The sequence below is a fragment of the Psychromonas sp. SP041 genome (assembly GCF_000470315.2).
In the GTDB taxonomy this organism is placed as follows: Bacteria; Pseudomonadota; Gammaproteobacteria; order Enterobacterales; family Psychromonadaceae; genus Psychromonas.
Genome location: NZ_CBRF02000038.1, coordinates 21,408 through 48,009, shown reverse-complemented (window position 1 = coordinate 48,009; position 26,602 = coordinate 21,408). Strand labels below are relative to the sequence as shown.

The 26,602-nt window shown below is 37.4% G+C and carries 24 protein-coding genes; 4 read left to right on the top strand and 20 right to left on the bottom strand.

Annotation, left to right across the window (positions count from 1 at the left end):
• The 8 genes from SP041_RS17280 to iolC form a co-directional block, all read right to left on the bottom strand.
• Positions 1 to 859: transposase (locus SP041_RS17280; RefSeq protein ID WP_137297965.1), on the bottom strand; the 859-nt coding region annotated here is incomplete at its 3' end.
• 230 nt (positions 860 to 1,089) lie between these two features.
• Complete coding sequence (locus SP041_RS17275; RefSeq protein WP_025562625.1) at positions 1,090 to 1,371, bottom strand: hypothetical protein; 282 nt, start codon at positions 1,369 to 1,371, stop codon at positions 1,090 to 1,092.
• Between the two features lie 438 nt (positions 1,372 to 1,809).
• Positions 1,810 to 2,589: an ATP-binding cassette domain-containing protein gene (locus SP041_RS17270; RefSeq protein ID WP_025562626.1), complete on the bottom strand. Its 780-nt coding sequence runs from the start codon at positions 2,587 to 2,589 to the stop codon at positions 1,810 to 1,812.
• Between the two features lies 1 nt (position 2,590).
• Positions 2,591 to 3,727 carry an ABC transporter permease gene (locus SP041_RS17265; RefSeq protein ID WP_025562627.1) on the bottom strand — a complete coding sequence of 379 codons (1,137 nt, stop codon included), beginning with the start codon at positions 3,725 to 3,727 and terminating at the stop codon, positions 2,591 to 2,593.
• A 99-nt stretch (positions 3,728 to 3,826) separates the two neighbouring features.
• Positions 3,827 to 4,771 carry a sugar ABC transporter substrate-binding protein gene (locus tag SP041_RS17260; RefSeq protein WP_025562628.1) on the bottom strand — a complete coding sequence of 315 codons (945 nt, stop codon included), beginning with the start codon at positions 4,769 to 4,771 and terminating at the stop codon, positions 3,827 to 3,829.
• Between the two features lie 847 nt (positions 4,772 to 5,618).
• Positions 5,619 to 6,374 carry a sulfite exporter TauE/SafE family protein gene (locus tag SP041_RS17255; protein WP_240791497.1) on the bottom strand — a complete coding sequence of 252 codons (756 nt, stop codon included), beginning with the start codon at positions 6,372 to 6,374 and terminating at the stop codon, positions 5,619 to 5,621.
• A gap of 142 nt (positions 6,375 to 6,516) precedes the next feature.
• Entirely contained in the window at positions 6,517 to 8,025 is a 1,509-nt protein-coding gene (locus SP041_RS17250; protein WP_025562630.1) for a CoA-acylating methylmalonate-semialdehyde dehydrogenase, read from the bottom strand.
• Positions 8,026 to 8,124: 99 nt separating this feature from the next.
• Positions 8,125 to 10,065, bottom strand: coding sequence for a 5-dehydro-2-deoxygluconokinase (gene iolC, locus SP041_RS17245; RefSeq protein WP_240791496.1), 1,941 nt, complete (start codon positions 10,063 to 10,065; stop codon positions 8,125 to 8,127).
• A 433-nt stretch (positions 10,066 to 10,498) separates the two neighbouring features.
• Here iolC and SP041_RS17240 point away from each other — a divergent pair, with 433 nt between their 5' ends.
• On the top strand, positions 10,499 to 11,332 hold the full coding sequence (locus tag SP041_RS17240; protein ID WP_025562632.1) for a MurR/RpiR family transcriptional regulator: 834 nt from the start codon (positions 10,499 to 10,501) through the stop codon (positions 11,330 to 11,332).
• Between the two features lie 114 nt (positions 11,333 to 11,446).
• Here the strand turns inward: SP041_RS17240 and SP041_RS17235 are convergent, their stop codons facing one another.
• Positions 11,447 to 12,088 carry an RpiB/LacA/LacB family sugar-phosphate isomerase gene (locus tag SP041_RS17235; RefSeq protein ID WP_025562633.1) on the bottom strand — a complete coding sequence of 214 codons (642 nt, stop codon included), beginning with the start codon at positions 12,086 to 12,088 and terminating at the stop codon, positions 11,447 to 11,449.
• A 421-nt stretch (positions 12,089 to 12,509) separates the two neighbouring features.
• Between SP041_RS17235 and kdgR the strand changes: the two genes are divergently transcribed.
• A complete protein-coding gene (gene kdgR, locus SP041_RS17230; RefSeq protein ID WP_025562634.1) occupies positions 12,510 to 13,295 on the top strand; it encodes a DNA-binding transcriptional regulator KdgR in 786 nt (261 codons plus the stop codon).
• Positions 13,296 to 13,493: 198 nt separating this feature from the next.
• Here the strand turns inward: kdgR and edd are convergent, their stop codons facing one another.
• The 10 genes from edd to SP041_RS17180 all read right to left on the bottom strand — a co-directional run bounded on the left by edd (position 13,494) and on the right by SP041_RS17180 (position 23,716).
• Entirely contained in the window at positions 13,494 to 15,287 is a 1,794-nt protein-coding gene (gene edd, locus SP041_RS17225; protein WP_025562635.1) for a phosphogluconate dehydratase, read from the bottom strand.
• Between the two features lie 99 nt (positions 15,288 to 15,386).
• Positions 15,387 to 15,926 carry a gluconokinase gene (locus tag SP041_RS17220; protein WP_025562636.1) on the bottom strand — a complete coding sequence of 180 codons (540 nt, stop codon included), beginning with the start codon at positions 15,924 to 15,926 and terminating at the stop codon, positions 15,387 to 15,389.
• A gap of 286 nt (positions 15,927 to 16,212) precedes the next feature.
• Positions 16,213 to 16,635 carry an HIT family protein gene (locus SP041_RS17215; protein WP_025562637.1) on the bottom strand — a complete coding sequence of 141 codons (423 nt, stop codon included), beginning with the start codon at positions 16,633 to 16,635 and terminating at the stop codon, positions 16,213 to 16,215.
• An 82-nt stretch (positions 16,636 to 16,717) separates the two neighbouring features.
• Positions 16,718 to 17,134 (bottom strand): RbsD/FucU family protein, encoded by a 417-nt coding sequence (locus SP041_RS17210; protein ID WP_025562638.1) that lies wholly within the window; start codon positions 17,132 to 17,134, stop codon positions 16,718 to 16,720.
• Between the two features lie 69 nt (positions 17,135 to 17,203).
• Positions 17,204 to 17,968 (bottom strand): SDR family NAD(P)-dependent oxidoreductase, encoded by a 765-nt coding sequence (locus SP041_RS17205; protein ID WP_025562639.1) that lies wholly within the window; start codon positions 17,966 to 17,968, stop codon positions 17,204 to 17,206.
• A gap of 33 nt (positions 17,969 to 18,001) precedes the next feature.
• Positions 18,002 to 18,979 carry a TRAP transporter substrate-binding protein gene (locus tag SP041_RS17200; RefSeq protein ID WP_025562640.1) on the bottom strand — a complete coding sequence of 326 codons (978 nt, stop codon included), beginning with the start codon at positions 18,977 to 18,979 and terminating at the stop codon, positions 18,002 to 18,004.
• Between the two features lie 33 nt (positions 18,980 to 19,012).
• The gene (locus SP041_RS17195) at positions 19,013 to 20,326 is read right to left on the bottom strand and encodes a TRAP transporter large permease (RefSeq protein WP_037047792.1); all 1,314 of its coding nucleotides are present in this window, start codon (positions 20,324 to 20,326) and stop codon (positions 19,013 to 19,015) included.
• 49 nt (positions 20,327 to 20,375) lie between these two features.
• Positions 20,376 to 20,891, bottom strand: a complete 516-nt coding sequence (locus tag SP041_RS17190) for a TRAP transporter small permease (RefSeq protein ID WP_205961218.1) — start codon at positions 20,889 to 20,891, stop codon at positions 20,376 to 20,378.
• Between the two features lie 581 nt (positions 20,892 to 21,472).
• Positions 21,473 to 22,480, bottom strand: a complete 1,008-nt coding sequence (locus SP041_RS17185; RefSeq protein WP_025562643.1) for a substrate-binding domain-containing protein — start codon at positions 22,478 to 22,480, stop codon at positions 21,473 to 21,475.
• A gap of 141 nt (positions 22,481 to 22,621) precedes the next feature.
• On the bottom strand, positions 22,622 to 23,716 hold the full coding sequence (locus tag SP041_RS17180) for a zinc ABC transporter substrate-binding protein (RefSeq protein WP_025562644.1): 1,095 nt from the start codon (positions 23,714 to 23,716) through the stop codon (positions 22,622 to 22,624).
• Between the two features lie 170 nt (positions 23,717 to 23,886).
• On the opposite strand from SP041_RS17180, the gene znuC reads away from it, so the two are divergent.
• The gene (gene znuC / locus SP041_RS17175) at positions 23,887 to 24,645 is read left to right on the top strand and encodes a zinc ABC transporter ATP-binding protein ZnuC (protein WP_025562645.1); all 759 of its coding nucleotides are present in this window, start codon (positions 23,887 to 23,889) and stop codon (positions 24,643 to 24,645) included.
• The gene (locus tag SP041_RS17170) at positions 24,638 to 25,420 is read left to right on the top strand and encodes a metal ABC transporter permease (RefSeq protein ID WP_025562647.1); all 783 of its coding nucleotides are present in this window, start codon (positions 24,638 to 24,640) and stop codon (positions 25,418 to 25,420) included. The genes znuC and SP041_RS17170 overlap by 8 nt, the downstream gene beginning before the upstream one ends.
• Before the next feature lie 100 nt (positions 25,421 to 25,520).
• On the opposite strand, the gene SP041_RS17165 is transcribed toward SP041_RS17170, so the two are convergent.
• On the bottom strand, positions 25,521 to 26,588 hold the full coding sequence (locus tag SP041_RS17165) for a zinc-binding dehydrogenase (RefSeq protein ID WP_051368410.1): 1,068 nt from the start codon (positions 26,586 to 26,588) through the stop codon (positions 25,521 to 25,523).
• Positions 26,589 to 26,602 lie beyond the last annotated feature (14 nt).

Genomic DNA, 26,602 nt, shown 5'->3' with positions numbered 1-26,602 from the left:
TAAGTTGTGCTTGCAGCTGTTCGATGGCAGGTTTTAAGGTTTGTTGTTCACCAACTGAACCCCATGTTTGCGCTTGTAAGATGATTTGATGTTTATCGTCGTTAATGGCAATGCCATTGTAGCCTTGAATAGTGCCTTTACTGGTGGTCATTTTCGCACTATCTGGGTCGGTGATATTACTTTTCACAGGCGTCTTACGACTGCCTAACTTTTCTTCATTCATTGCTAAAAATGCTTTAATTTTATTAGCACTTTTATCAAGCTTGCCCTGCTGTTTTAAATCATGTGATATTTCATCTTCACTCAACCCATCTTGTGCTTGATGGCGTGCAAGTATACGTTGACTTGCTCTATGTAGTTTCGCTTGTTTACGTTCAAGTTCATTGAATGTGCCGCTCCATTCTTTGCTAGCGTTTGATCTTATTTTACATCCATCGATGGCAAACATGTTTCGGCCGATCAATCCCTCACGGTCGCATATCATTAATACTTGAGTAAATAGTGGTTCAATTTGGTCTTTCATTTTAGCGACAAAACTAGCAATAGAAGTGTAATGAGGTTGCTCATCACCAGATAAACTCATGAAGGTAATATTGGTTTCACACGCATTCGCAATACGTCGGCTACTAACTAACCCACGTGAATAACCAAACAGAACTATCTTCAACATCACTGACGGTGGGTAAGCTGCGGCGCCACCTTTGTCGTTGTCATACCATTTATCAAATGAACTTAAATCAAGATGTTTGTCCACAATATGGGAAAGTGCATATTCAAAAGTACCGGGGATAATTTGCTGTGCGAAATCAATCGGAATGAATTTACTTTGGCAAGATAAGTCAGGTTTGTAGTTAGCCATCATGTTTATCTCTGAGCGAATAATAACTATTAGATCACAGAGGGACAGTTCAATCAAGGTTGTTTTTTGTACAATGAGATATTATAAAAAAAGAACGTGAAAACGTTCTTTTCGGAGAAATTCTACAGCCTCAACGCCGCATTAAGCGGACTAAAATTGTGGGTTATACTGTGAAGCGAAGCGGAACGTAACCCACTGTTTTAGTTCCGTTTAAATGCCCTTGTTAGGTTTTACTCATCTATGGAACGAACCCACTTATGATTTACTGATTCTCGATATGCACTCCATCCAGGCGGTAAATCTGCAATCGATGATAAAGTAGGATCAGTATCAACAACTTGCTCCATACTAACCAACATTAAATCATCAGACTCATTAGTTGTACCACAAGTAAACGCCCAAGAATCATCATCTTCATAATGCACAACACTTAAAACTGGCAAATTCTCATACATCACCTGTTTAGTTGTTACAGTCGCAACGTTACGTGCTTGATCAAATAGCCAATCCATCTTATTTTCTCCATAACAAATAGAAGGAAGTATAAATATTAAAAACAAAAATTTATGCCACATACGATAGAAACCTAACAGCTTATTATAAAGAATCATTCCGTATTTCCGGTGGAAATACGGAATATCTTAATTTGTTAAAATTAACTCAACAATACGCTAATAAACCTTAAAAACAACAACTTAAAATAAAAAATAAAATCTTTGTCATGTGGATAAATAGAATGATTCTGTATTAACAACAGAAATACGGATTAGTTTTAAAAATGAGAGTATTGGAAGGTGAAATAAGAATTCAGTAGCAATGTATGCTTTTTATCAAGGCAAGGAGTTAAGATCGTGGTGAGTTAAGATCGTGATGATTTAATAAATGATATCCAAACCTGTCAAACCAGTTTGGATATCATTTATTAAAAGTAAGGTGAAAAAGCGAGTAAGTTAAATAGTCCCCGCTAATGAACCTTCTAATGTCGCTAATGTTGCACCACCAGCCATTAGATTTTGTAGTTCTTCAGAGGTTATTTCACCTTTTCGTGCTGAGCCTAATGTTCTACCACGATTCAATACTGTAAAGGTGTCACCAACTGCCATTGCATGTCGTACGTTGTGAGTAATAAACACCACTGCAATACCTCGCTTACGTACTTTATCAATCGTAGCGAGTACATTAGCCGTTTGACGTACACCTAATGCAGAAGTCGGTTCGTCCAAAATCAGTACTTTAGCACCGAAATATACAGCACGAGCAATCGCAACCGTTTGTCGCTCACCACCTGACAATGTACCAATGGCTTGGTCTGCTGAACGTAGATGGATACCCATTTTTTTCATCTCTTTCATAGTAACTTCATTTGCTAATTTATGATCAAAAAAGCTAATGCCTGCGATTTTCTTTGTTGGTTCATTACCCATGAAAAAGTTACGTGCTACAGACATTAATGGGATCATCGCTAAATCTTGATACACCGTTGCAATACCTGCGATAATCGCATCACGGGGGCAATCAAAATCCATTGATTTACCTTCAAAATATATTTCACCAACCGACGGTTTATGTACACCAGCCATGGTTTTGATAAATGTTGATTTACCTGCACCATTATCACCTAATAAACACAAACATTCACCAGGCATTACTTTAAGTGAAACACCAGAGAGAGCAATAACAGAGCCAAAATGCTTCTCTATCTTTTTCATTTCGATAATAGGTTCGCTCATGTTATTTCTCCCCTGTGATCATACGGCGAATATAAGTATTAAGTATTACTGCGAATAATAAGATGGCACCTAGGAACACTCTGAATAAAGAGCTTTCTACACCCGCAAAAAATAAACCTTGTTGTACAACACCGAAAATAATCGCACCTAATGCAGCACCGATAACCGAACCATAACCACCTGTTAGTAGCGCACCGCCGATAACCACTGAAATAATCGCTTCAAACTCTTTTAATAAACCACGGTCGGCCCCTGCAGAACCAAATTCAATCACCTGTGATGTAGCAAAAACACATGCACAGAAAGCAGTAAACATGAACATTAAGATCTTAACGCGGTTAACTGGCACACCAACATAAGTTGCGGCTTGTGCATTACCACCAGAAGCGAAGATCCAGTTACCAAATTTTGTTTTAGTGAGTAACCAATGACCAAAAATAAGTAGAATGACAGCCCATACCATTAACATTGGAATACCATCAACAACGGGCTGGCCTTTTTTGAAACCACGTTCGAACGTTTCAATCCAACCGTTATCACCCAACCATTGAAATAACCCCGTAAGTACTTTTCCGCCAAATAAAGGCGCAAGCCAATCCCCTTCTGCTGCGTCTTTAATGCCGCCAACAATCGTTTTGTTAGTCGTAGAAATAGCCGCGAAAATAGTTAAACCACGAAGAATAAATAAGAAAGCCAAGGTAACGATGAAACTAGGCAATCCTGTTTTAATAACCAACCAACCACTTAATGCACCAATTCCCATGCATAAAATGAAAGTAGCAATAATAGCCATCCACATCGGTAAACCAAATACGACCGAGAGTAAGGCAATTGACATCCCACTAAACCCAATCATCGAACCGACAGATAAATCAAATTCACCTGCAATCATCAATAAACATGCACCGACGGCAATAATGATAAATTGTGAAGAAACGATAGACCAGTTCATAACACCAGAGGCAGAAAACATACCTGAGTCACTGGCGGTTAATAAAAAGAAAGTAAACACTAAGATTGTTCCACAAATGCCGCCTAATTCAGGTCTGATTAGCGCTTGTCGAAAACTCGATCTTGTTTTAACTCGTTCGTCCGGTTTATCGGTGCTTACTGGTGGGGTTGAAGTAGTTTCTGTCATCTTAGACCTCTAAATTTTAAAATTAAGAATAGTGCTTGAGGTTAAAAGGCCGCCCCTAAAAGGGCGCCGGCCAAATTAATTAAAATAGTAGATTAAAGTTTAACGGTACTCTCCTGCATGTTTTTCAACGAGCTCTAAGCCTTCTTTAGTTACAAAACCAGGTCCAGAGTTAATGTTATTACCTGGCAAAACACCAAATCGGTCGTAATTCGCTAAGATAACGATAGGTAAGTAAGCTTGTAAGAAGGGTTGTTGATCGATAGCCCAGTTAATTACACCCGATTTAATACCTTTAACAATGTCTTCACCAAGGTCGAACGTACCGAAGTAGATATCACCTGCGTAGCCATTTTCTTGTAATGCTAAAAGTGTTGGTCCAGCAGCTGTAGGACCTAACGTTAAAATGGCATCAACATCAGGATTCGCACTTAAATAAGCTAATACACGGTTTTTAATTTCAGAAGGATCTTGTCCACTGTCTAACATAGAGTTACCAAGATCTACACCTAGTCCGTCAGCAAAACCACGACAACGCTCACTCACTACTGCATTAGAAATAGCATGGTTAACACATACAAAAGATTTAACGCCATCTTTTTCAGCACGTTGACCTGCAGCAAAACCAGCATCGTACTCAGGTTGTCCTACGAACATCAATGCACCTACATCACGTGCTTGTTCAGGTGTACCTGAATTCATAATGATAACGTTAATGCCTTGGTCAACCGCATTTCTGATTGGCCCACTCAGTACATCAAAATCAGCAAGAGTTGTAATGATGCCATCTGGTTTAGAAGCAGCAGCCTGTTGTATTATACGAGCCATATCGGCTAGATCACCTGTTGGTGGGTTACGGTATTCAACGGTCACATCCATTTGTTTACCCGCTAATGCCAACCCATTTTTAACAGTATTCCACCAACTATCAGAATCTGGCGCATGACTAATTAAGACATAACGTTCTGCAACAGCAGACATAGAAACCAATGGCGCAGCAATTGCCATCGAGAATATAGCCGCCGTTAATAATTTAAACTTCTTCATCAAATCTCTCCTTGATAGTACTTTTAGATTAGAAATAATCGCTTCTAATAATCTCTAACACTAAGTGCTAAATTAATTATTAGAAGCCATTTTTCCTTTCGAATATAACTACTTTTTTTCGTAAACTATTAATGGGATTAAATCTCAAATTTAAAATGAAAAATTATTTCCAATTAAGAGTGGTTTTCATACTAATCTTTCAAATCTAGTTAAGCTATAGCTTAAAAGAAGCTTGTTATATAAATGTTAACCAAGTCGGATTTAAATGATGATTCTTATCAAAAAACCTTGTTTAGCCCCTAAAAACGAACAAAATACGACCATGTATTGATGTAAATCATCAAAAACGTCATAATTGATGAAATACATTAACAAGCTCACACTTTAAAAGGCTCTGATCACAAAGCACACTAAAATAGAAAAATATTTTCAAAAGAAGAAAAAGAAACAAGGTGGGATGATTTGTGTTATTACATTAACTAATAAATAGAAACGGTATTCGTAAGAATAAAAAGGTCTTATCCCCTTAAATAGGCTCCTAAGGTAGGGTTCAATAGCAGTTGAAAAGGACGGAACATTTGCACTCTTGTTATTGAGTAAAATGAGATAAGAGCAATAAAAAGAGCAAGTAGTATAATATTGATGAAATAAACTACCGATAACATAAAGAAAAGTAACAATAGAATGGCTTAAAACGGTTTTTAATGAAAATAAGGGCTAATTAAAACAGACTTTAGTTGAAGCAGAATTAATTGAATAAGGGTTTAATTGAATAAGAGTTTAATTGAATAAAGGTTTAATCGAATAAGGTCTAATTAAAGTAGGCTAGAACTGAAGTAAGCTCTAATCAAAATAAAGCATATCCGCCATCCCAGAATAATTTACACCCAGATAGAAATAAAAAGAGATAACACAAACGATATACCAAGGCTTGGCTCGCTCGATGCAATAACCAAACGCCTATTTTTACCCCTATCGGTGCTAATGGCATTAATACCAGTGACGTCATCAAATTAGTATGATCAAACTCACCCAATAAAGTATAAGGAATGAGTTTAAACAAGTTAACAATAGCAAATAACACCGCCATGCTGGCAATGAGTACTATTTTATCAAGCTTTAGTGGCAGCAAGTAAATACTCGCAGGTCCGCCACCAGCATGTAATGCCGTACTAGAAAATCCGCTCATCATGCTCCAAAACCAAGCACGAATAATACCGTCTTTACCCTTGTTGGGGCTTCCCATGAGAAAATACTGTAAGCAAAATGCTAATGATAAACCGCCAATGACTAACTTTAAGCCCGACTCTGATATCACACTCAAAAATAAGCCGGCTAATGCCACACCCACAATTGATCCCGGTAACATGCGTGTTAATATTTTACGGTTAGCATTACGGTAATGTTGTTTAACGGCAAAAAAATCCATAATACATAAGATAGGTAATAAAATGGCAGCAGCCTGTGTTGGTTCAATAGTGATAGCCATTAAAGGAACGGCAATAATACCTAATGCGCCCCCTAAGCCACCTTTACCTATTCCATAGATGAAAACAGCAGGAATAGCGGTTGCATAAAACCAAGGATCGGAAACAATCATCATAATGAAAACCTGCTTTAAATTTGAAGAATAAGACTGAAAAGGTACAAAAAAGCAGGCCTCAATAATGTTTTATTAGAGACCTGCAATGGGGGACGATATGTTCTTTTTACTTTAAGCTATGAGCCTATTCTGTTTATAAGAGCTACATAGTTGGCATCGTAAAGCTGCTTCCATGTTCTTCTAAACGAACACTAGCAGGCCAGCGGCTAGTGACCGTTTTCATTCGAGTATAAAAACGTACACCATCACTGCCATGCACATTTAATGGACCAAATATTGAACGCTTCCATCCACCAAAACTATGAAAAGCCATGGGTACTGGGATCGGTACATTCACTCCCACCATGCCAGCTAAAACATTCTCACTAAATTCGCGTGCAGTTTCACCGTCGCGAGTAAAAATAGCCGTACCATTGCCATATTCATTTCGGTTAATTAACTCAAGAGCGGTTTGGTAGTTTGGTACTCTCACAATGGCTAAGACAGGACCGAAAATTTCTTCTTGATAAATAGTCATCTCAGGTGAGACATTGTCAAATAATGTAGGACCGACGAAGTACCCTGCTTCATATCCATCAATTGTTAATGAACGTCCATCGACTAACAATGAAGCACCTTGAGTTTCACCTTCACTAATAAAATCACAAATTTTAGCTTTATGCTGTGCAGTAATAACAGGCCCCATATCGTTTTCTATACCATCCACGATCCCAGGCCCTACTCGCATTGCTTGTATTTGTGTTTTTAGTTTACCGATAAGTTGATCAGCGGTTTCATCGCCCACAGCCACAACGACGGATAACGCCATACAACGTTCTCCAGCGGACCCATAAGCTGCGCCCATGATCGCATTCGTCGCCATATCAAGATCGGCATCTGGCATTAATAAACAATGATTTTTAGCGCCACCTAATGCTTGGCAACGCTTTCCATTCGCAGAGGCGGTGCTATAAATATATTCAGCAATGGGTGTTGAGCCTACAAAACTAACCGCTTGTACACGATGGTCTGTAAGTAGCACATCAACTGCTTGTTTATCGCCATTAACCACATTAAACACACCATCAGGTAACCCCGCCTCTTTGAGCATAGCGGCTAATTGTAATGCTAAAGAAGGATCTTTCTCAGAAGGTTTAAGCACAAAGGTATTGCCCGTCGCAATCGCCACAGGGAACATCCACATTGGCACCATCGCAGGGAAGTTAAAAGGTGTTATACCAACACAAACCCCTAGCGGTTGCATCAATGAATGACTGTCGACACCTGTTCCTACATTCGCTGAATGTTCACCTTTTTGAAGATGAGGAATACCACAAGCATATTCAACAACTTCTAACCCACGTGTAATTTCACCAATCGCATCTGAGAAAACTTTACCGTGCTCGTTAGAAATCAAACGCGCTAATGCATCTTTATTCGCTTCTAATAAGGCTTTAAAAGCAAACATCACACGCGATCGTTTTAAGGGAGACGTTTTTGCCCAACGAGGAAAAGCCAGCTCTGCAGATGTAATTGCCGCTGCTGTTTCTAGTTCATCACTCAACACGACTTGGCCTGTTTGCTCGCCTGTTGCAGGGTTAAATATCGGACTAAAACGTTGGCTATTGCTTGTAGTGATTTGACCATTAATAAAATTTTGAACCGTTTCCATGACTTACTTCCTTAAAAACTAATGATGGAGAATATGGGTAGATCTAACTCAGTAATGTTTATCTGTTATTTACTTGATTGCTATTCACTTCGCAGCGATTTACTTCACTGCTATTAACTTCTCTGCTATTAAACTACGTTGCTGCCAAGCTCTGATAATGGTGCAGTAATTACTTTTAATTTGTTGAATTAGCATGTCATCATCAATTTGATTGGCTAACCATTCACGCGATGGTTTAGAAAATATGGTTCTCCCTACCGCAAAACCTTTCACCCACTTACATGTAGAAGCAACATTAAAGCCTTCTTTTAATTGCGCTGCTGGTGCATCTAACCCCAGTAATACAACACCACGACAATGGGGATCATTGGCTTCAATTAAAGCACTCACTTGCGCCCACGAAATGCTATTTAATGGCGGTAACTTCCACCAATCTGGCTTGATATTCAAACTATAGAAACGCGCGACTAATTGAACGTAATGCACATCACTATGAGGGAGATCTTTGGGTAAAATAACTTCTAACAACAATTCATGCCCAGATAAACAACACGCTTCGTACACTTCTTTAATGGTTTTTTCTTGTGCCGTTTGCATTTCTGACGTGTCATCTGGATGGCAAAAAATCAGGCATTTAACAATATGCTCTAATGGCCAAGTCACTAATTGTGAACCAATATTGCCGTGCTCTAACGTTAAAGGACGAGAACCCGGTTGCTCTATTGGGCGAGCAATCCAACAATCACTGCCAGTCGCTTCATTAAGCACTGATTGTCCGAAACGGCTATCGCATAATATGCCCGTTTTCCCCGTTAAATTAAGATCTTCAGAGACAGCTCGGCTTGCTTTAAAAATTAGTTCTTTTAATACTGGAATTCGTCCAAGATCAGCACCAAACTCCTTGGCCATATCCACTAACTGGCTTCGGTGATCAAACGCTAATACACACAGTTCATCCCACTTTTTTCTACGAGTCGTAACACGATGTAGATGATTTAATTCAGGATCTAAATCTGGGCGAGGCACTTGTTCAGCTCGGCTTAAGTAATTGTCTAACTCTTCTTTTGATGGCATAGCAGGTGCACAACCATGACGAGAGACAACTAAAGCCCCACATGCATTTGCGTAGGCACACGATTTTTCCCAGCCTTCGTCGTTCAAGTAACCACGTAATAATCCAGACATAAAAGCATCACCGGCTCCAAGTACATTTAAAACATCAACGCGTACACCTTCAATGGTTATCCCTTCATCAAGTGAGTTGGGGATGCTTTCGGAGAAAACAGAGCACCCTAATGGGCCACGTTTGCACACCAATTCAGCTTGGCTAACTGACCGAACGTTACTCAGTGCTGTTAATGTATTAGTTGAACCACCCGCAATATGAAACTCTTCCTCAGTTCCCACGACCAAATCAAATAAATGCAGCACCTCTTGAAGCTGTTGAGTTACTAAATCTGAGGCAATGAAACGTGTTTCGCCATCGCCTAATGAGGTCAGCCCCCATAAAATAGGTCGATAATCGATATCTAATGCAGTCTTTACACCATGACGACGTGCATACTTCAAAGCTGTTAGTACCGCTTCTCTCGTTTGTGGGTTAGATAAGTGAGTGCCCGTTATCGCTAAACAACGTGCCGATGCAATGTATTCTTCATTCACATCATCAACAGTGATCGCCATATCAGCACAATTATCACGGTAAAAAATCAGTGGAAATGTTTCAGTGTCTTTAATACCCAATATCACTAATGCGGTTAATCGGTTTTTATCTTTGATCAGGTAGCGAGTATCAACACCAACCATCTCTAACTCTTCTTTTAAGAATCGCCCCATATGTTCATCCCCAACACGCGCTAACATCGAAGACCTCAAACCTTGGCGCGCGGTACCGTAAGCGACATTACCTGATGAACCACCTAAATATTTTGAAAATGACCCCATATCTTCGAGTCGAGCACCAATTTGCTGACCATAAAAGTCAACGGCAACACGACCCATACAAATCAGGTCAAGTTTCTTTTTTTTAGCTTCCATCATGTTGTGCTCCATTATTTACGGCTCTTTTATTCGCTGGTGTATTGTTGGTAAAAAGTAGATAGCCTAGTGCGATTAATTACTCAGAAAGCGTTCTTTTATTAACCATGACGCCATACTATGAAATAAATGTTTCACTTTCAATCAAAATGAAAACTTTATTTCACTCTAATTAAAGTAAGTGTGATGGGCATTTGAATTAAGACGTTTAAACAGTAAGAGCAATCATAAAAAGTCCAGTAATAACAAGGCACAAAAGAGCTATTGACATAATAAACAAAAATGAACTATTTATTTCATTTAATATAAATATTGAAATAATATATTCAACTATTAGGAATGAAGACTAACTATCTCTATACTCAGATTAATAATCAGGTTAATAAATACGCCGATATGAAATGAATGTTAATAAAGTGAAACAAAGGAAAGTAAGATGCCGGTAGCCAAAAATATTGTCCAACTACAACAGCAAATTCGTTCTCGCTACGATGATTTAAGTAAGCGGCTACAACAAGTTGCATCTTATGTATTAGACAATAACAACAGCTTAGCTTTTGATACGATAGCAGTCATCGCAACACAAGCAGACGTACCGCCTTCTACTTTAATTCGCTTTGCTAAAGCCTTTGAATTCAGCGGGTTTAATGAAATAAAACAATTATTTAGAAGAGACTTAATCGAAGAAACAGCAAGCTATACCGACCGTGCTAGATTATTAAAAGAGCATGAGCCCGAACAGACTGGACGTGGAAAACCTTTACATATTTTACAACAGTTCGCTCAAGTAAATTCTCAGGCAATGCATCAATTAGCGACTCAAACATCGCAACAGCAACTAGAGATGGCAGTTGATATGCTCAGTAAGGCTGACAATATTTATATTATCGGCTTAAGGCGATCCTTCAGTATCGCAACTTACTTAACCTATGCATTACGCCATGCAGAATGTCGTGCTTTTTTAATCGATGGGTTAGGAGGTATGTTTAATGAACAGTTATCTATGGTTGGTAAGAACGATCTTGTACTCTCTATTAGTTTTAGCCCGTACGCAGAAGAAACGGTCATGTTGAGCAAAGCGGCCGCAAAAGCAGGCGCACAACAAATCATTATAACTGACAGTCAAATTAGCCCATTAGCTGCTTATAGCGATGTCTGTTTTGTGGTGAATGAAGGTAAAGTTGATGAGTTTCGATCTCAATCGGCTTCATTATGTTTGGTACAATCTTTAGCCGTTGCATTGGCTTTTAAGCAAGAAAATACACATTAATCAATAAAGCCGATAGTTTCTATTACATGCATTGAAAATATCGGCTTTGAATTATTTAATGATGATTAAGTTAAAAATAATTATAATTAAGTTAAAAAAACGATGTAAATAACACTAAGCTAACAATGATTGTACGTATTGTTTAATCTCATCATGTTGGCAATGTTCAAAAAAGCATTGTTGGAAACGCTCGCCTGATACAGCTGTTTTAACTAATGATTGGTCAATCGATTTTAATGTGTCTAAGTAGTTATCTTTCATTATTGCAGCTTTAACATCGTTTAAAATACTTGCATTACTTTGCTGCGGAGCCGCGCGCTCTAACGGGTAACCTTGTCCACGCTCGCCTGTCGTGAACGCTTTTTCAAAAATGTAACGCACATTTAATTCTGCTCCCCAACCAAACCCTTTAGCAAAGGCCAACGCCAATGCATTACCATTGTTAATTTGGTTAAATAGGTATGCATCGGAAGGTTCTAAGCAATAACCACAAACAACACCAGGATGTATATTTAAAGACATCATCGCGCCTTGACCTGTACCACAACCAGCAACAACAAAATCAACGGCTTTAGCATTAATCAAAATACTCGCCATAATCCCTAAGTGTATATAGGTTAAATGGTGATCATTTTCATCACTCATACCGACGTTATAAACAGGATAATTAAGCGGATCTACAACTGTTTTTAGCTCATTTAACACCATTGCATTTTTACCTGCTTGGCTATTTTCCATCATTAACGCTATTTTCATGGTATCTCCTACAGCGACGCTGCTATTAATTTAGTTAAAGATCATTATCTCTGTCACAACTCACACCAATATACGTAGAAAAAAATCACTTACAATTATTTATGAAACATCGTTTTATAAATTTAGATATATATCAAGAATTATTCATCAAGTACGACTTCTTTTAAATGTCATTCCTTTTAAATACGATTCCTTTAAATATAACTTCTTTCAATATAACTTCTTTCAATATAACTTCTTTCAAATATAACTTCTTTCAAATATAACTTCTTTCAATATTATTCCTTTCAATATTATTCCTTTCAAGATTATTCCTTTCGAGATTAAGGTTTTCAAATTTTTAAAAAGGCTTTTTAAAAATACTGCACTGAAAATTAACTCAGGTTATGATGTGCACAAATAAAAACGATAAGGAAAAGCAATGGATAAACCAACTCAACCAGAATCTGTCTCATCGGTATTAAAAGTATTTAGTATTTTACAAGCATTAGGTGAGCAAAAAAATATTGGTGTATCAGAGCTTTCACAACGTTTAATGATGTCTAAAGCAACCACTTATCGATTCCTACAAACGATGAAAACCCTCGGCTATGTCACTCAAGAAGATCAAGCAGACAAGTACTCTCTGACACTAAAGTTATTCGAATTAGGAGCTAAATCTTTAGAATATGTAGATTTAATTAGCTTGGCGGATAAAGAGATGCGTTTAATATCAGAGCAAACAAATGAAGCATTACATTTAGGTGCACTAGACGATAATTCAATTATTTATATCCATAAAATTGACTCTAATTACAGTTTAAGAATGCAATCAAAAATTGGTCGTCGTAACCCTCTTTATAGTACGGCAATTGGTAAAGTCTTATTGGCAGGTAGAGACGAAGCTTTTGTTCGTGAGACGTTATCCGATGTAAAATTTATTAAACACACTGAAAAAACATTAGAAAATACAAACCAATTATTATCTGAATTAAAAGTGGTTCAAGAACAGCATTACGCAGAAGATAACCAAGAACAAGAACCTGGTTTAAGATGTATTGCAGCACCAATATTTGATAGATTCGGTACTGTGATTGCTGGCATATCAATTTCATTCCCTACCATTCGCTTCGATGAACAGCGCATGTCGCATTATGTAAACTTATTACAACAAGCAGGAAAGAATATTTCATCTGAATTAGGTTATAAACATTACCCGATGAAATAGTTTTTAATTTTCTAAAAGAAAAAAGCAAATTACTGTTCAAGGAGCAAAACTTAGAAAGCTCTGAAGTGAATAGATCCTAGACAGAAAAAGGAAGATCTAACGGATTAAATCGTCACTTTCTAACAACGAAAATTTTTTCTTCACAGTTTGCTCTATGGACCGTTACCTTAAAAGGTAACGGGGGTATTATTTTTAATACTAATTTAAAATAGTAGCACCATCTTCTGCGCTAGAGACAGCGGTTCGAAATAACGAAAATAACTCACGACCAGCACCAAATTGCTGGCTTGTTAAATCTGGATGAAAAGGTATACGCTGGCTAATATCTTGTTTAACTGAAATATCACCATTGTTTGCATCAAGACGAATAATATCACCATTATTAATTCGACTAAGTGGTCCATCATACTGCGCTTCTGGCGTCATATGAATTGCAGCAGGTACTTTACCTGACGCTCCTGATAAACGGCCATCTGTAACTAGAACAACTTTATACCCACTTTTCATTACATTCGCTAAAATTGGCATCAGTTTATGTAACTCAGGCATACCATTTGCTGCTGGTCCATTATGACGAACGACAACAGCAACATCATGATTAAATAAACCTGCTTGATACGCTTTTTCTACATCATGTTGAGATTCAAAGACCATTGCTGGCGCCTCAATAAAGCGGTTTTCTTCTGCGACGGCACTAATTTTAATAACACCTCTTCCAAGATTACCGTCCAATACTTTTAAACCGCCTTGAGGGCTAAACATTTCATTAGGTGCTGAAATCACTTGCTTGTCTTTAGAGTCAACTGCATCAATGAATATTACCCGATCCTCTTCCAAAATAGGATGAGTTAAGTAATCTCGCATTGTTCCATATATTGGTTTAGCATCCATATTTAACAAGCCTCTATCACATAACTGCTTCATTAATGTAGGGACTCCACCAGCAGCCTGAAAGGCATTAATATCGGCAGGACCGTTAGGGTAAAGCATAGTTAAAGACGGTACGACTTTAGATAGCTGATCAAAATCATCCCAAGTAACTGTTAAGCCTGCAGCTTTTGCAATCGCAATCATATGAATTGTATGGTTAGTGCTACCACCAGAGGCCAATAAAGCAACCAATCCATTAACCATTGTTCGCTCATCGATTACTTCTGATATAGGACGATAGTTTTTACAGCCGTAAGTAATATTAGCCATATGTGTTGCAATCGTATCGGTTAACGCATGGCGTAATGCTGAATTAGGTGGTAGAAAAGCAGATCCTGGTAACATTAGCCCCATCGCTTCAAATACTAATTGGTTAGTATTCGCAGTGCCATAAAAAGTACATGTACCCGGTGAGTGATAAGCTTCATTTTCCATTTTTTGTAATGCGGTTTTATCCACTTCACCAGCAGCATACTGTTGTCGTACTTTTACTTTATGCTCATTACTAATACCGGTTGGCATTGGGCCTGATGGTACAAATGCAGCAGGTAAATGCCCAAAAGCAAGTGCCCCCATTATTTGCCCTGGCGCTATTTTATCGCAAACACCCAATAATAGAGTGGCATCAAAGGTGTTGTGGCTTAAGCCGATCGCAGTAGCTTGTGCAATTAAATCACGAGAAAACAAAGATAAATCCATTCCAGTTTGACCTTGTGTAACACCGTCACACATAGCAGGCACACCGCCAGCAACCTGCGCACTATGGCCAACTTTCTGTAAAGCGGTTTTAATTTGATCGGGGTAGGTTTTATAAGGTTGGTGTGCGCTAAGCATGTCATTGTAAGCAGTGATGATACCAACATTTACCTTAGTGAAATCTAGAATGGTTGATTTTTGGCTAGCGCCGCACGATGCAACAGTATGCGCTAAATTACCGCACGCTAAATTGGCTCTTTCTTTACCTAATGATGCGAGGTTTTGTGCACGAGTTAAGTATTCAGTACGTTTGATGACGCTTCGCTCTGCAATGTTTTTAGTGACCTGTTCAATAACCTTATTCATAAATAACCTTTGATTATAGTTAAACTAGTTGAATTTTTTGAAAATGTAATGCTTCGCCTTTTTAACCTATGATGAAACATTATTAATATAATTCTTAACTCATTGATTGCTTTTTGAAATAGACAATAGCGCAGCATTAACACAACGCAACACCACCTCTTCTTGAGTACCATCGATATCAATATGAATAACATTAACTTCGTCTTCTTGAGGCATTTCTAGTGTTTCAAATTGGCTTTTAAGTAGTTTAATCGGCATAAAGTGCCCTGCTCTGTCTTTCATTCGTTCTTTGACTAAATCAAAGTCCCCATGAAGATGTAAGAAAATAATATGGTTATTACCATCACATATTTGTTGGCGATATTTTTTCTTCAAAGCAGAGCAAACTAAAACACCCGTTTCTTGTTTCATTTCTATACTAAAAGCAGCATCACGGATTCTTTCCAACCACGGCTTTCGATCTTCATCACTCAATGGAAGGCCTGAAGACATTTTAAGAATATTTGCTTTGGGGTGAAGATCATCACCATCAATAAATTTAGCGTTCATTTTCTTTGCTAAACTTTCACCTATTGTTGATTTCCCTGTTGAGGAAACGCCCATCACAATAAAGACATGGCCAACTTTCTTTTCATTCATTCTGGGACCTATACCCTATTTAAAATACTTACTACAAATAATAGATAAAGCTAATTTGCAATAAGTTACCAATAACATGTTACCCGTAACTAAATTTCAAGTAAAGACACAAAAACGGTAAAGGATAAGCTTTCGAGAAGATGCTCCTTCACTGCATTTATGCACTTTATATGGCGATAAGACTGTTAATGAGTTGATGTAATATGCTCAATAAGAGCAATAATTTTTTATCTTAATGAGATTAAAATTAAGCATTAGTATTCTCAAAAATATAAAGCTTATATGTTCATGCTTCTAATTTTGTTCTTATTTTATCTATTAATTTTTTGTTTTCTTCATCGCTTAAAAAAATGGGAAAGTCATCATTATATGGGCTTCCCCAATTCTTTTGATCCTTATATTTAGGGACAATATGCATATGGAAATGATTAACTATATCGCCATAGATAGCGTAATTAATTTTATCAGGGCAAAAAATAGCTTGAAGCACTTCACTGGTTAATGCGACATCCTCCATAAACCCGTCCCTTTCACTTTTTGAGAGTTCAAATATTTCTTTTATGTGTGTTTTTGATGCAACAATAACGCGCCCTAAATGTGACTGATTTAAATTTAAATAAAGATTAGAATGACTTAACTCACCAATATGAATCATTAGGCTATCTAACACTTCATTTTTATCACAGTAAAAACATGTTTTAGTGCTCATATTTTCCCTCCATCATTAGTTATAAAAATGAATTTAATATTTTATTTTTTAAACTTTAGCGTTGAAATTTATATCCATAAAACTACTTAATGGCACCAACAGTTAATATTATATTAGCAAATCTTCTTTTCTCACCTGACGCTATCACCAGTAATAAATCATCTGATTTTGCCGTGTTATAGAATGCGTACCGATCTAATGAGGTAAATTCAACTTCTAGCGATAATCTATCTTTATATTCTTGATATATTTCAGGATTAAAATCAGCAGGTGTATCCATCAAAATGGCCGACTCAACATTAATTTCAGTAAGTAATGCATCCAAAATATCCGTCGCGTTAATCATTCCAGGTGATAGGTTCAAATAAATAATGATCGCTTTAGGTGAAGAGTTAGTGACAAAAGAATAGTTACTATCCGCAATCAATATTTTTGTCTTATGCCCACACTTAGCTAAAGTCGATATTAATTCGGGATGAATAATTTTTGATTTAATCATTTTGATTCCTCTAATAGCGTAACCATTATAAAAATGGCTACGCTAATACTTAGTATTAACCCACATTAATTACATGCGGTATACGCCACCATTGACATCAATTGTCGCACCTGAAACAAAGCCATCATATTCCGATGCAAGGAAAATGATCGTTTTCGCTACATCATCAGGTGTTCCAGCTCGACCAACAGGAATACCGGCAACAGTTGCATTAGCAGACTCTTTTGTTGTGTGTTGATCATGGAATCGCGTACCTAATATTAATCCTGGTGCAACTGCATTGACTCGAATACCAAATTCACCAAGTTCAGCAGCTAAAGAACGAGTGAAAGTCAGCACTGCGCCTTTTGTTGTTGAATAAACTAAAGACCCAGAATGCCCACCAGAACGTCCAGCTAAAGATGCGAGGTTAACAATACTCGCGCCATTTGAAGCTTCTTTTAAAAATGGTAGCGCCGATTGAGTAACATTAAGCATGGTCGTCATATTAACGTCGATCACGGTTTTCCAAAATTCAGGTGTTATTTCCCCTAACCATTTACGGGCAATAATGCCGCCAACGTTGTTAATTAAGATGTCCATTCCACCTAAAAACTCAGCGGCATTAGTAATACATTCATTAGCTGATTCAGCATCAGTTAAATCTGCATAACCAGAACTTGCTTTTTGACCTTTAGATTCTGCTAATTTAACCAATTCCTTAGGTCCCTCTTCACCCATAAAATAATGAATATATACATCACAGCCAGCATCTATTAATTGTTCCGCGACTGCTTTACCAATACCTTGCTCAGCACCAGTTATAAAAGCTTTTTTACCTGTTAATGACCCCATCTTCTTATTTACTCCTCGAATGAATTAAATTGACTATTTTGCGTTTTGAATTGTTTCTAATAAAGAAACCAAGCTAGGGTTATCTTTCTTGAATTTTTCATACACTGGTTGAACTGATTTTTGGAATGCAGGAATATCAGCAGTCAGTATTTCAGCACCACTTTCTACTAGTTTAACTTTGGCCATATCAACATATTCATCCCAAAATTTGTCTTGAACGGCTAATGATTCTTTAGCCACTTCTTTAATTATTTTTTGGTTTTCTGGAGAAAGCGTTTTCCAGATATCCGTTGATACTGCTAATACGTTTGGAATTGAAGTGTGTTTATCTGAAGAGTAGTACTTAGCAACCTCATTATGGCGAGTAGAGAAATAGGTTGGAATATCGTTTTCTGCACCATCAACAACACCTTGTTGTAACGCTGAGTACACTTCTCCAGATGAAATAGGAACAGGGCTCGCACCTAGTGCTTTCATTGTATCAATATCAATAGGTGAGTTTTGAACGCGAATTTTTAATCCTTTTAGATCGGCTGGTTTTTCAATCTTAGTATTCGAATAAAAACTTCTTGAACCACTTGATAGAAACGCAAGTCCGATAAATCCATCTTTTTCTGATGATTCTAAAATTCCATCTCCAATTGGACCACTTAAAATTCTTTTAGATTCTTCAACCGTTTTGTACAAATAAGGTAAAGACAATACTTTATATTGGTTTGAGAAAGTAGCAGTCAGCCCACCGCCTACTTTAGTAAATGCCAAAGTACCATTTTGTACCATCTGCAATGTTGCTTCTTCCTTACCAAGCGTTAAGTTAGGATAAACTTTTACACGCAGATTAGATCGTTTGGTAACTTCATCAGCAAACCAAGCCAATGATTTAGAAACGGGATGTTCAAGTGGCATTGCATGTGCCAGTTTTAATGTTTTTGCGCTTACATTCATTGTTGTTGCACTCAGTGCAATAGCAAGCGTTGCAGCACCTAAAGTAAACTGTTTTAAAATTTTCATGTCTTTTCCTTAAAGTAAAATTAGTTGTTATTACTAGCCTTTGTATCCAGCAAGTCTCGGTAACCAAAGAGACAATTCAGGAATAGCAGTAACAATTCCGAGGGTTAATATCATGATTAAAAATAAAGGTAAGAGTTTAGGTACAACTTTACCTAGCTTGACTCCAGACACACTACAACCTACGAATAAGGCTGCACCAACTGGAGGAGTGCAAATACCAATACATAAATTGAATATCATGATCATTCCAAAATGAATTGGATCGATACCCAAATGTACTGCGATTGGTAATAAAATAGGAGTAAAAATAAGTATGGCCGGAGACATATCCATAAATGTTCCTACGACTAATAAAATAACGTTAATAAGTAAAAGGATGATGATCGGGTTTTCCGAGAAAGCGAGAACAAATGCCGAGATAGCAGCAGGTATATCAGCATTTGCCATTGCCCAAGACATAGCAGAAGAGGTTGCAATCATAAGTAACACAATAGAAGTTAGTATTACGCTATTAATTAATATATTTGGTAAGTGTTTTATTTTTATTTGTTTATAAACAAACCCTAATATTAAGCTGTACATCACTGCTATAGCGGATGCTTCTGTTGCAGTAAAAATACCTCCTACAATTCCTCCCATGATAATAACAACCATGAATAAACTAGGAATGGCTTCAATAATTATTGTTAAGACGGGCTTTTCTAATACGATTGTTTGTTGTGGCACTTTGAATATTTTACCAAATATCATGATCCCAATCATAATACCTAAACCCATTAATAATCCTGGGATATAACCTGCTAGAAATAAGTATTGAACAGAGGATGTACTTACTAAAGCATATAAAATAACAACATTTGATGGTGGTATTAATAACCCTGTAGGACATGAAACAATATTGACAGCACTAGAGAAATCTTCAGGATAATTTTTTTCTTTTTGTAGTGGCCCCATAATACCGCCGACGGCTGCAGCGGCTGCAGTCGCAGAGCCTGATAGGGAACCAAACATCATATTCGCAATAACATTCACATGACACAATGAACCAGGTAATTTTCCCCCTAAAATCATTGCAAAATTAATCAATCGTTTGGCTATTCCTCCACTATTCATCAAGTTCCCGGCCAGAATAAAAAAAGGAAGTGCTAATAAACCAAAATTATCTAATCCGCCAAGTAATTGCTGAGAGGTTAACCCTGCAGCCTTATCTAATGGAAATGATAAAAATATGGTTAAAATAGCTGACCAACCAATAGAAAAAGCAATTGGAACCCCAATAACCAAAAATATAAGTAAAGAACTAAAAAGCATGACGACAGGCAACAAGTCATATACAGCATCAGGCATGTGAGCAATATAATTTTCAGTGAACAAGATATCGATTAAGGTCATGTTATTACCCTTTCTTAATTAAGGTTATTGACTGGAATGATTTTGCAATATCGTAAACACCAAAAAGAATCATAAGTGAGCCTGAAATGGGCGAGACTAAGTATATGTAACCGACTGGAATTTCGTTTCCAAATAACGTTAAGCTTGGGGAGATTTGATTGTAAGCAAGTGTGGCATTTACGATTGAGCTTCCACCGTAAACTAACACCGTATAGGAAAATAAAATCACTAGTAAATTAATGAAGATGTGCAACCAATGCTGATTTTTTTCATTCAATTTTGGCATTAACATTTCTAATGCTAAATGACGTTTAATAGCAAAAGTATAGGCACCACCAAAGATACCAACCCATATCATTAAGTATCGAGACAGCTCATCAGTAAAAGTAGAAGGCGAATTAATAACAAATCGAGTAAATACTTGCCATACAACAGCAATTACCATCACAGACATTAATATCATTAAAAATATCTCCATTGCCTTCATCGTTTTTTCTATCATGTATGTAAAAGCTATCATTCGAAGTCCTATAAATTTTTGATTAATGACTACTTATTTTTCAATTACCTTTTAAGTTACCGATAACATGTTACCAGTAACTAAATTTTTAAAAATACCTATAATCAACAGAAATGACATAAATAAGATCCATGTCTAATTTATGTCTCAATAGCCTATAAAAAGGAGAGAATTGGTTATGAGAAATTTGATCTACGTAGAATTTTTGATGTTGTTCAAAAGGCGTTTATTATTTTTAATGTAAATAATAAGCCAATAATATGTTTTTTTATGAATAGAAAGCTACCGAGGATAGTTATAACCCCTACAGTAAAACGTAAAGAAATGTACTGCGGTAACCATTATTATATAAAAGATAATCGAGAGGAAAGAGAGGTTATAAAGTTGAAGTAGCATTCTCAGTATTGTTATTTCCTAATAATTTAAAATTTACTTTCAAATTAAAAGCAACCTTAAAATCATACGCTTATAATCATCATCGTATCGAATTCTTTAATAAAATAGCATAAAAATAATTAACAATTCTATATGGAATTATTAATATTTTTTGTATCAAAGCGGTTTATTAAAGATGAATAGACCTAGAAAGAGTCACCTTTTTTTATATTAAACCCTAAATCATAGATTTTTTTGGTGTCTCTTTTACCTTCGATAGCATCCAGTAAAATTGATGCGCTGGTTTCACCTATCTCATAACGCGGAGTATAAATACTGGTTAGTCGAGGGCTCACTGCTTGGCCTATATCTAAGGCATTATAACCAATGATACTGATAGTTTCTGGGATGGAAATACCTCGTTCATTACAGGCAAATATTGTCCCGACTGCAATATCATCATTTGTGCACAAGATTCCATCTAAATCAGAACATTCATCTAATGCTCTGCTTAATAACTCCCGGCCTAATGTGAAAGTAGAATGTTTATGAGTTAAAAAGTGATTCTTTTTAAGGCCACATTCAACAATGGCTTTATCGTAACCTTTCATTCGTAATTTTGTTCTGCTGTCTAAACGTGCACCAAAATATGCAATTTGTCGTTTACCGCTTTTCACCATTTCCATCGTAGCCGTATAAGCTGCAAATTCATGGTCTAAACCGACATTCATATCAATAGGATTTTTACAAAGCTCCATTGTTTCAACAACAGGAATTCCAACGGTTTTTAACATTTTCAACGTTCTAGGAGTATGGTTTGTGCTGGTTAAGATGATACCGTCAATGTTATAGGAAAGTAGGCTAGCTATTTTTCGCTCTTCTATTTCTAAGTCATATCCAAAATGGGAAATTAATACTTCATACCCCCTCATATTAGTGATTGATTCGATACCTTGAGTAAAATTAGAAAAGACCTGATTTGAAAGTGACGGAAGTAATATACCAATAGCTTTACTTGATGCCTTAGACAACATAGCAGGAGCACGATTATGTATGTACCCACTGTCTTCTACTGCTTTGGCTATTTTTATACGTGTTTTTTCTGAGACTAATTGAGGGTTGCTCAAAAAACGACTTACTGTCATTTTTGTCACACCAACGAGCTCTGCAATATCTTTAAGGGATGGACGTGTCTTTTTTTTATTGAGAGCCATAATAAATAACATGCTTAATTTAGGATAATTTAAAATGTTACTGTAACAGTAAAGAAGTATTTATGTTAATTAATTTAATTGATATCGTCGAATAACAACGAAAAAGACCTAATTATAACTAGGTCTTTTTTGGCAACTTAATTACTTCAAGCCAATGACTAAGTTATTCGCTAGGTTATTAATTAAAGTGAAGTATGCTTCAGGCCCTTCTGGAATCTCTGAACCTAATGGATCTAACACACCTGTTTTAGCACCAGTACCTTCAATAATAGTCGTCACTAAACTTGACTGAAATTGAGGTTCACTGAATACACAACGAGCACCTGAATCTTTTACTTTCTTACGGATTTCACTGATCCCTTTTGCCCCTGGTTTTCTATCAGGATCAATCGTCACGGAACCTATTGCATTTAAGTCATAAGCAGTTTCAAAATATTGATATGCTGAATGAAAAACTAAATAAGGAGTGGCTTTAACTGGTTTCAATGTTTGTTTTAATTGTTGATCAAGTGAAGTTAATCGTTCATTTAATTTCATTGCATTAGACTGGTATTGGAGTGCATGAGCAGGGTCTAACTCCACCAGCATGTTGGTTGTTTCAATAACAATTTTTTGAGCGATCTTAGGGTCAAGCCAAAGGTGTAAATCCATTGCACCGTGATGATGTTCATGATGCGATTCTGCACCATCTTCATGATGTTCATCGTTATCTGAATGCTCTTCAATACCTTCTTCATGATGTTCATCGTGGTCTTTATGCTCTTCAATACCTTCTTCATGATGTTCGTCGTGACCAGAATGCTCTTCGGTACCCTCTTCATGATGTTCGTCGTGATCTTTATGTTCTTCGTGATCTTCATGCTGCCATTCACCACTATTTCGAGTGGCTAGTAATGAGGACTTTAGTTGTTCTGATAATTCTAATTTTTGTGCATTTTTAGCGACTGTTTGTAACGGTTTCTCAAGGAAGCTTTCTAACTCATGCCCTACCCAAACCACTAAATCAGCATTAGCTAATGCTCTCGCTTCCGATGGACGTAATGTATACGCATGTGGCGAGCCGGTTTTTACTAATAAAGTTGGTGTTGCAACGCCTTCCATAACAGCACTAACGAGTGAGTGTATCGGTTTAATACTAACCACAACTTGTGGGTTTTCCGCTGCCATTAGTGACTGTATTGGCAGTACTAACATTGACATTAAAATAGATGACAATGCTAAGACGAACTTTTTCATGTTTAATCCTTTAAGGTAGTTGATAATTGTAATGTTATAATATAACATTTTATACTGTCAACAATAACTTCAAACACGAAGACCGATAATTAAAACATGAAAAGTACAATAAAAGTGATAATAAAAACCATACAAAGGCTTTCTAGCTCAGCCGTTAGAAAGGTTAATCAATGAATTCCCCTTTACTTACTTTAACTGACGTAAATTTAACGTTAAATAATAATTCGCTACTTGAGTCTGTCAATTTACAGCTGCATGCAGGTGAAATAATGACAGTGGTTGGACCTAATGGTGCAGGTAAAACGACTCTATTACGCGTTGCTTTAGGGTTACAAAAACCAACCACTGGCCAGGTAAAAATGGCTGATGGTGTAACACTAGGTTATGTCCCTCAGAAACTGCACATAGACCCTACATTTCCAATCACGGTTAAGCGTTTTTTAGCACTCGCTAAATGTGCTAAACAGTGTGACTTTAATCTGTTATTGAAAGACGTTGGTGCTCAGCATGTTATTGATTCTCCTTTACAAAACCTTTCAGGTGGTGAATTACAGCGAGTATTGATGGCGCGAGCTTTAATGCGAGAACCTGACATTTTAGTACTAGATGAACCAGTACAAGGGGTCGATGTTCACGGTCAAGTTGAGCTATATGATTTAATTAGCCGCGTTAGAACTGAGCGTAATTGTGCCATTTTAATGGTGTCACATGATCTCCACTTAGTGATGGCATCAACGGATAGAGTGCTGTGTTTAAATCGCCATATTTGCTGTACTGGCACACCTGAAGTTGTCGTAAACGATCCGGCTTATACTGCACTATTCGGCCCTTATGCTGCTAGGCATTTGGCTATTTATGTTCATGATAAACAACATCAACATGACCACGAACATGGCTGTAGCAATAAGGAACATAACTGTAATGGATGATTTTCTAGTAAGGGCGCTATTAGGAGGCTTAGGCGTCGCACTCGTTGCAGGACCATTTGGCTCTTTTGTTGTATGGCGACGTTTAGCATATTTCGGTGATACGTTGGCGCACTCGGCTTTATTAGGTGTCGCACTGGGTTTCCTTTTACACATCAATTTAACATTGGGTATTTTGATCATTTGCCAATTGTTGGCTATTTTGCTTTTTTTCAGCCAATACCAACGACAGTTAGCTAGCGACACGCTACTTGGGATCTTTTCCCATGGCGCACTCTCATTGGGTTTAGTTGCATTAGCTTTCATGGATAATGTCAGAATAGATTTAGTGAGTTACCTTTTCGGCGATATTCTTGCGATTGGTTATGTTGACCTTATCTGGATTTATGGTGCAGGCGGCGCGGCATTATTAGGTTTGATTTGTATTTGGAAGCCTTTGTTATCAATTACAATTCATGAAGATTTAGCACGAGTGGAAGGTTTACCTGTTGACCGTATTAACTGGTTATTTTTAGGCTTAATTGCATTGATTGTCGCCATTATGATGAAGGTCGTAGGTATGTTGTTAGTGACGGCATTATTGATTATCCCCGCTGCCACTGCACGACGCTTTGCAAGTACACCGGAAAGCATGGCGGTAATCGCGATGGTAATTGGCGCATTAAGTGTCGGTCTAGGGTTATTTGGCTCTTTTCAATACGACACACCGTCAGGTCCAAGTATTGTAGTCGCTGGTTGTTTACTGTTTATATGCAGTATTTTATTACCCAAGAAATAGTGCTGTGAGGACTTTATTTAATTTTAAATGAAGAGAGTGTTTGATGGATGAGGCTTTAAATAGCGAAGTTCTCATCCTTCATAAAAGGCTAAAACTAACTTTAGAATCTTAGCGAGTTACTTATTTTAACTATTTGTTTACCAGTAAAAGTACCATCAATTTGGCGGTTCAAAGCATCGCTAATATGGCTAGCTGCAAACTCGATTGGTTGAAGTGTTGGGGTTTGAATTTCACCTTTAGTAACGCTATCCAACATCACTTTACTCATAAACCCCATTTTTTGTTGTGCGCATAAACTATTGTCTAGCCATGCCCCTCCTAAAGATACGATACTGATCGTTGGACCTTTTCGATCAAGAAGATCTTGCTCGAAGTAGGGTAACGGTCTTAGGCATGCGATTCGACCACAAAAGCGCATCAATTCGATATTGCGAATCGTTGATTCACCACCAACTGAATCTAATACCGCATCAAATCCTTGCGGCCCTAATTCTCGACGAATTTTTTCGCATAACTTAGGATCGTGGTAATCAAAAACCGCATCGGCACCCAGCTGCTTAAGCAATTTATGGTTACGCTTAGAGGCGGTGGTAAACACATCCGCACCACGTTGTTTTGCAAACTGAATAGCAAACTGCCCTACTGATCCAGCTCCACCTTCAATCAGAATGGTTTCGCCAGCGGTTACACGTAATTTTTCAAGTGAAATAAGCGCGGTCATACCAGCGCAAGGTAAAGCAGCAGCGGTCATTGCATCAACTTCATCGGGCACAACCGAGACGGCGAAATTGGGGACTTTAGTGTATTCACTTAAAGCCCCTTGCTCACTCATACTGGCATGCCACATCACTCTGTCACCAACATTAGGGTAAACACCCTTTTGCGCTTTGACGACAATACCGACGGCGTCTAGCCCCAAAATATGAGGGTATTGCCACTGACAAAAACCGGATTTAGACAGTATTGCATCAACTGGATTTAACCCGACATACTCAACCTTGACCAACAGTTCATTCTCGCAGCACTCAGGCACCGGCAATGTTGTTTCAGACAAGCAAATGGATTCATTAGGTTCAATCAATACAATCGCTCGCATCATCTGTGGAAGACTTAAGTCTACATTAGTCAGATTTAGCGTATCTAGGTTTACAGTATCAGTCTTTGCCATTTCTAATTCAGCTC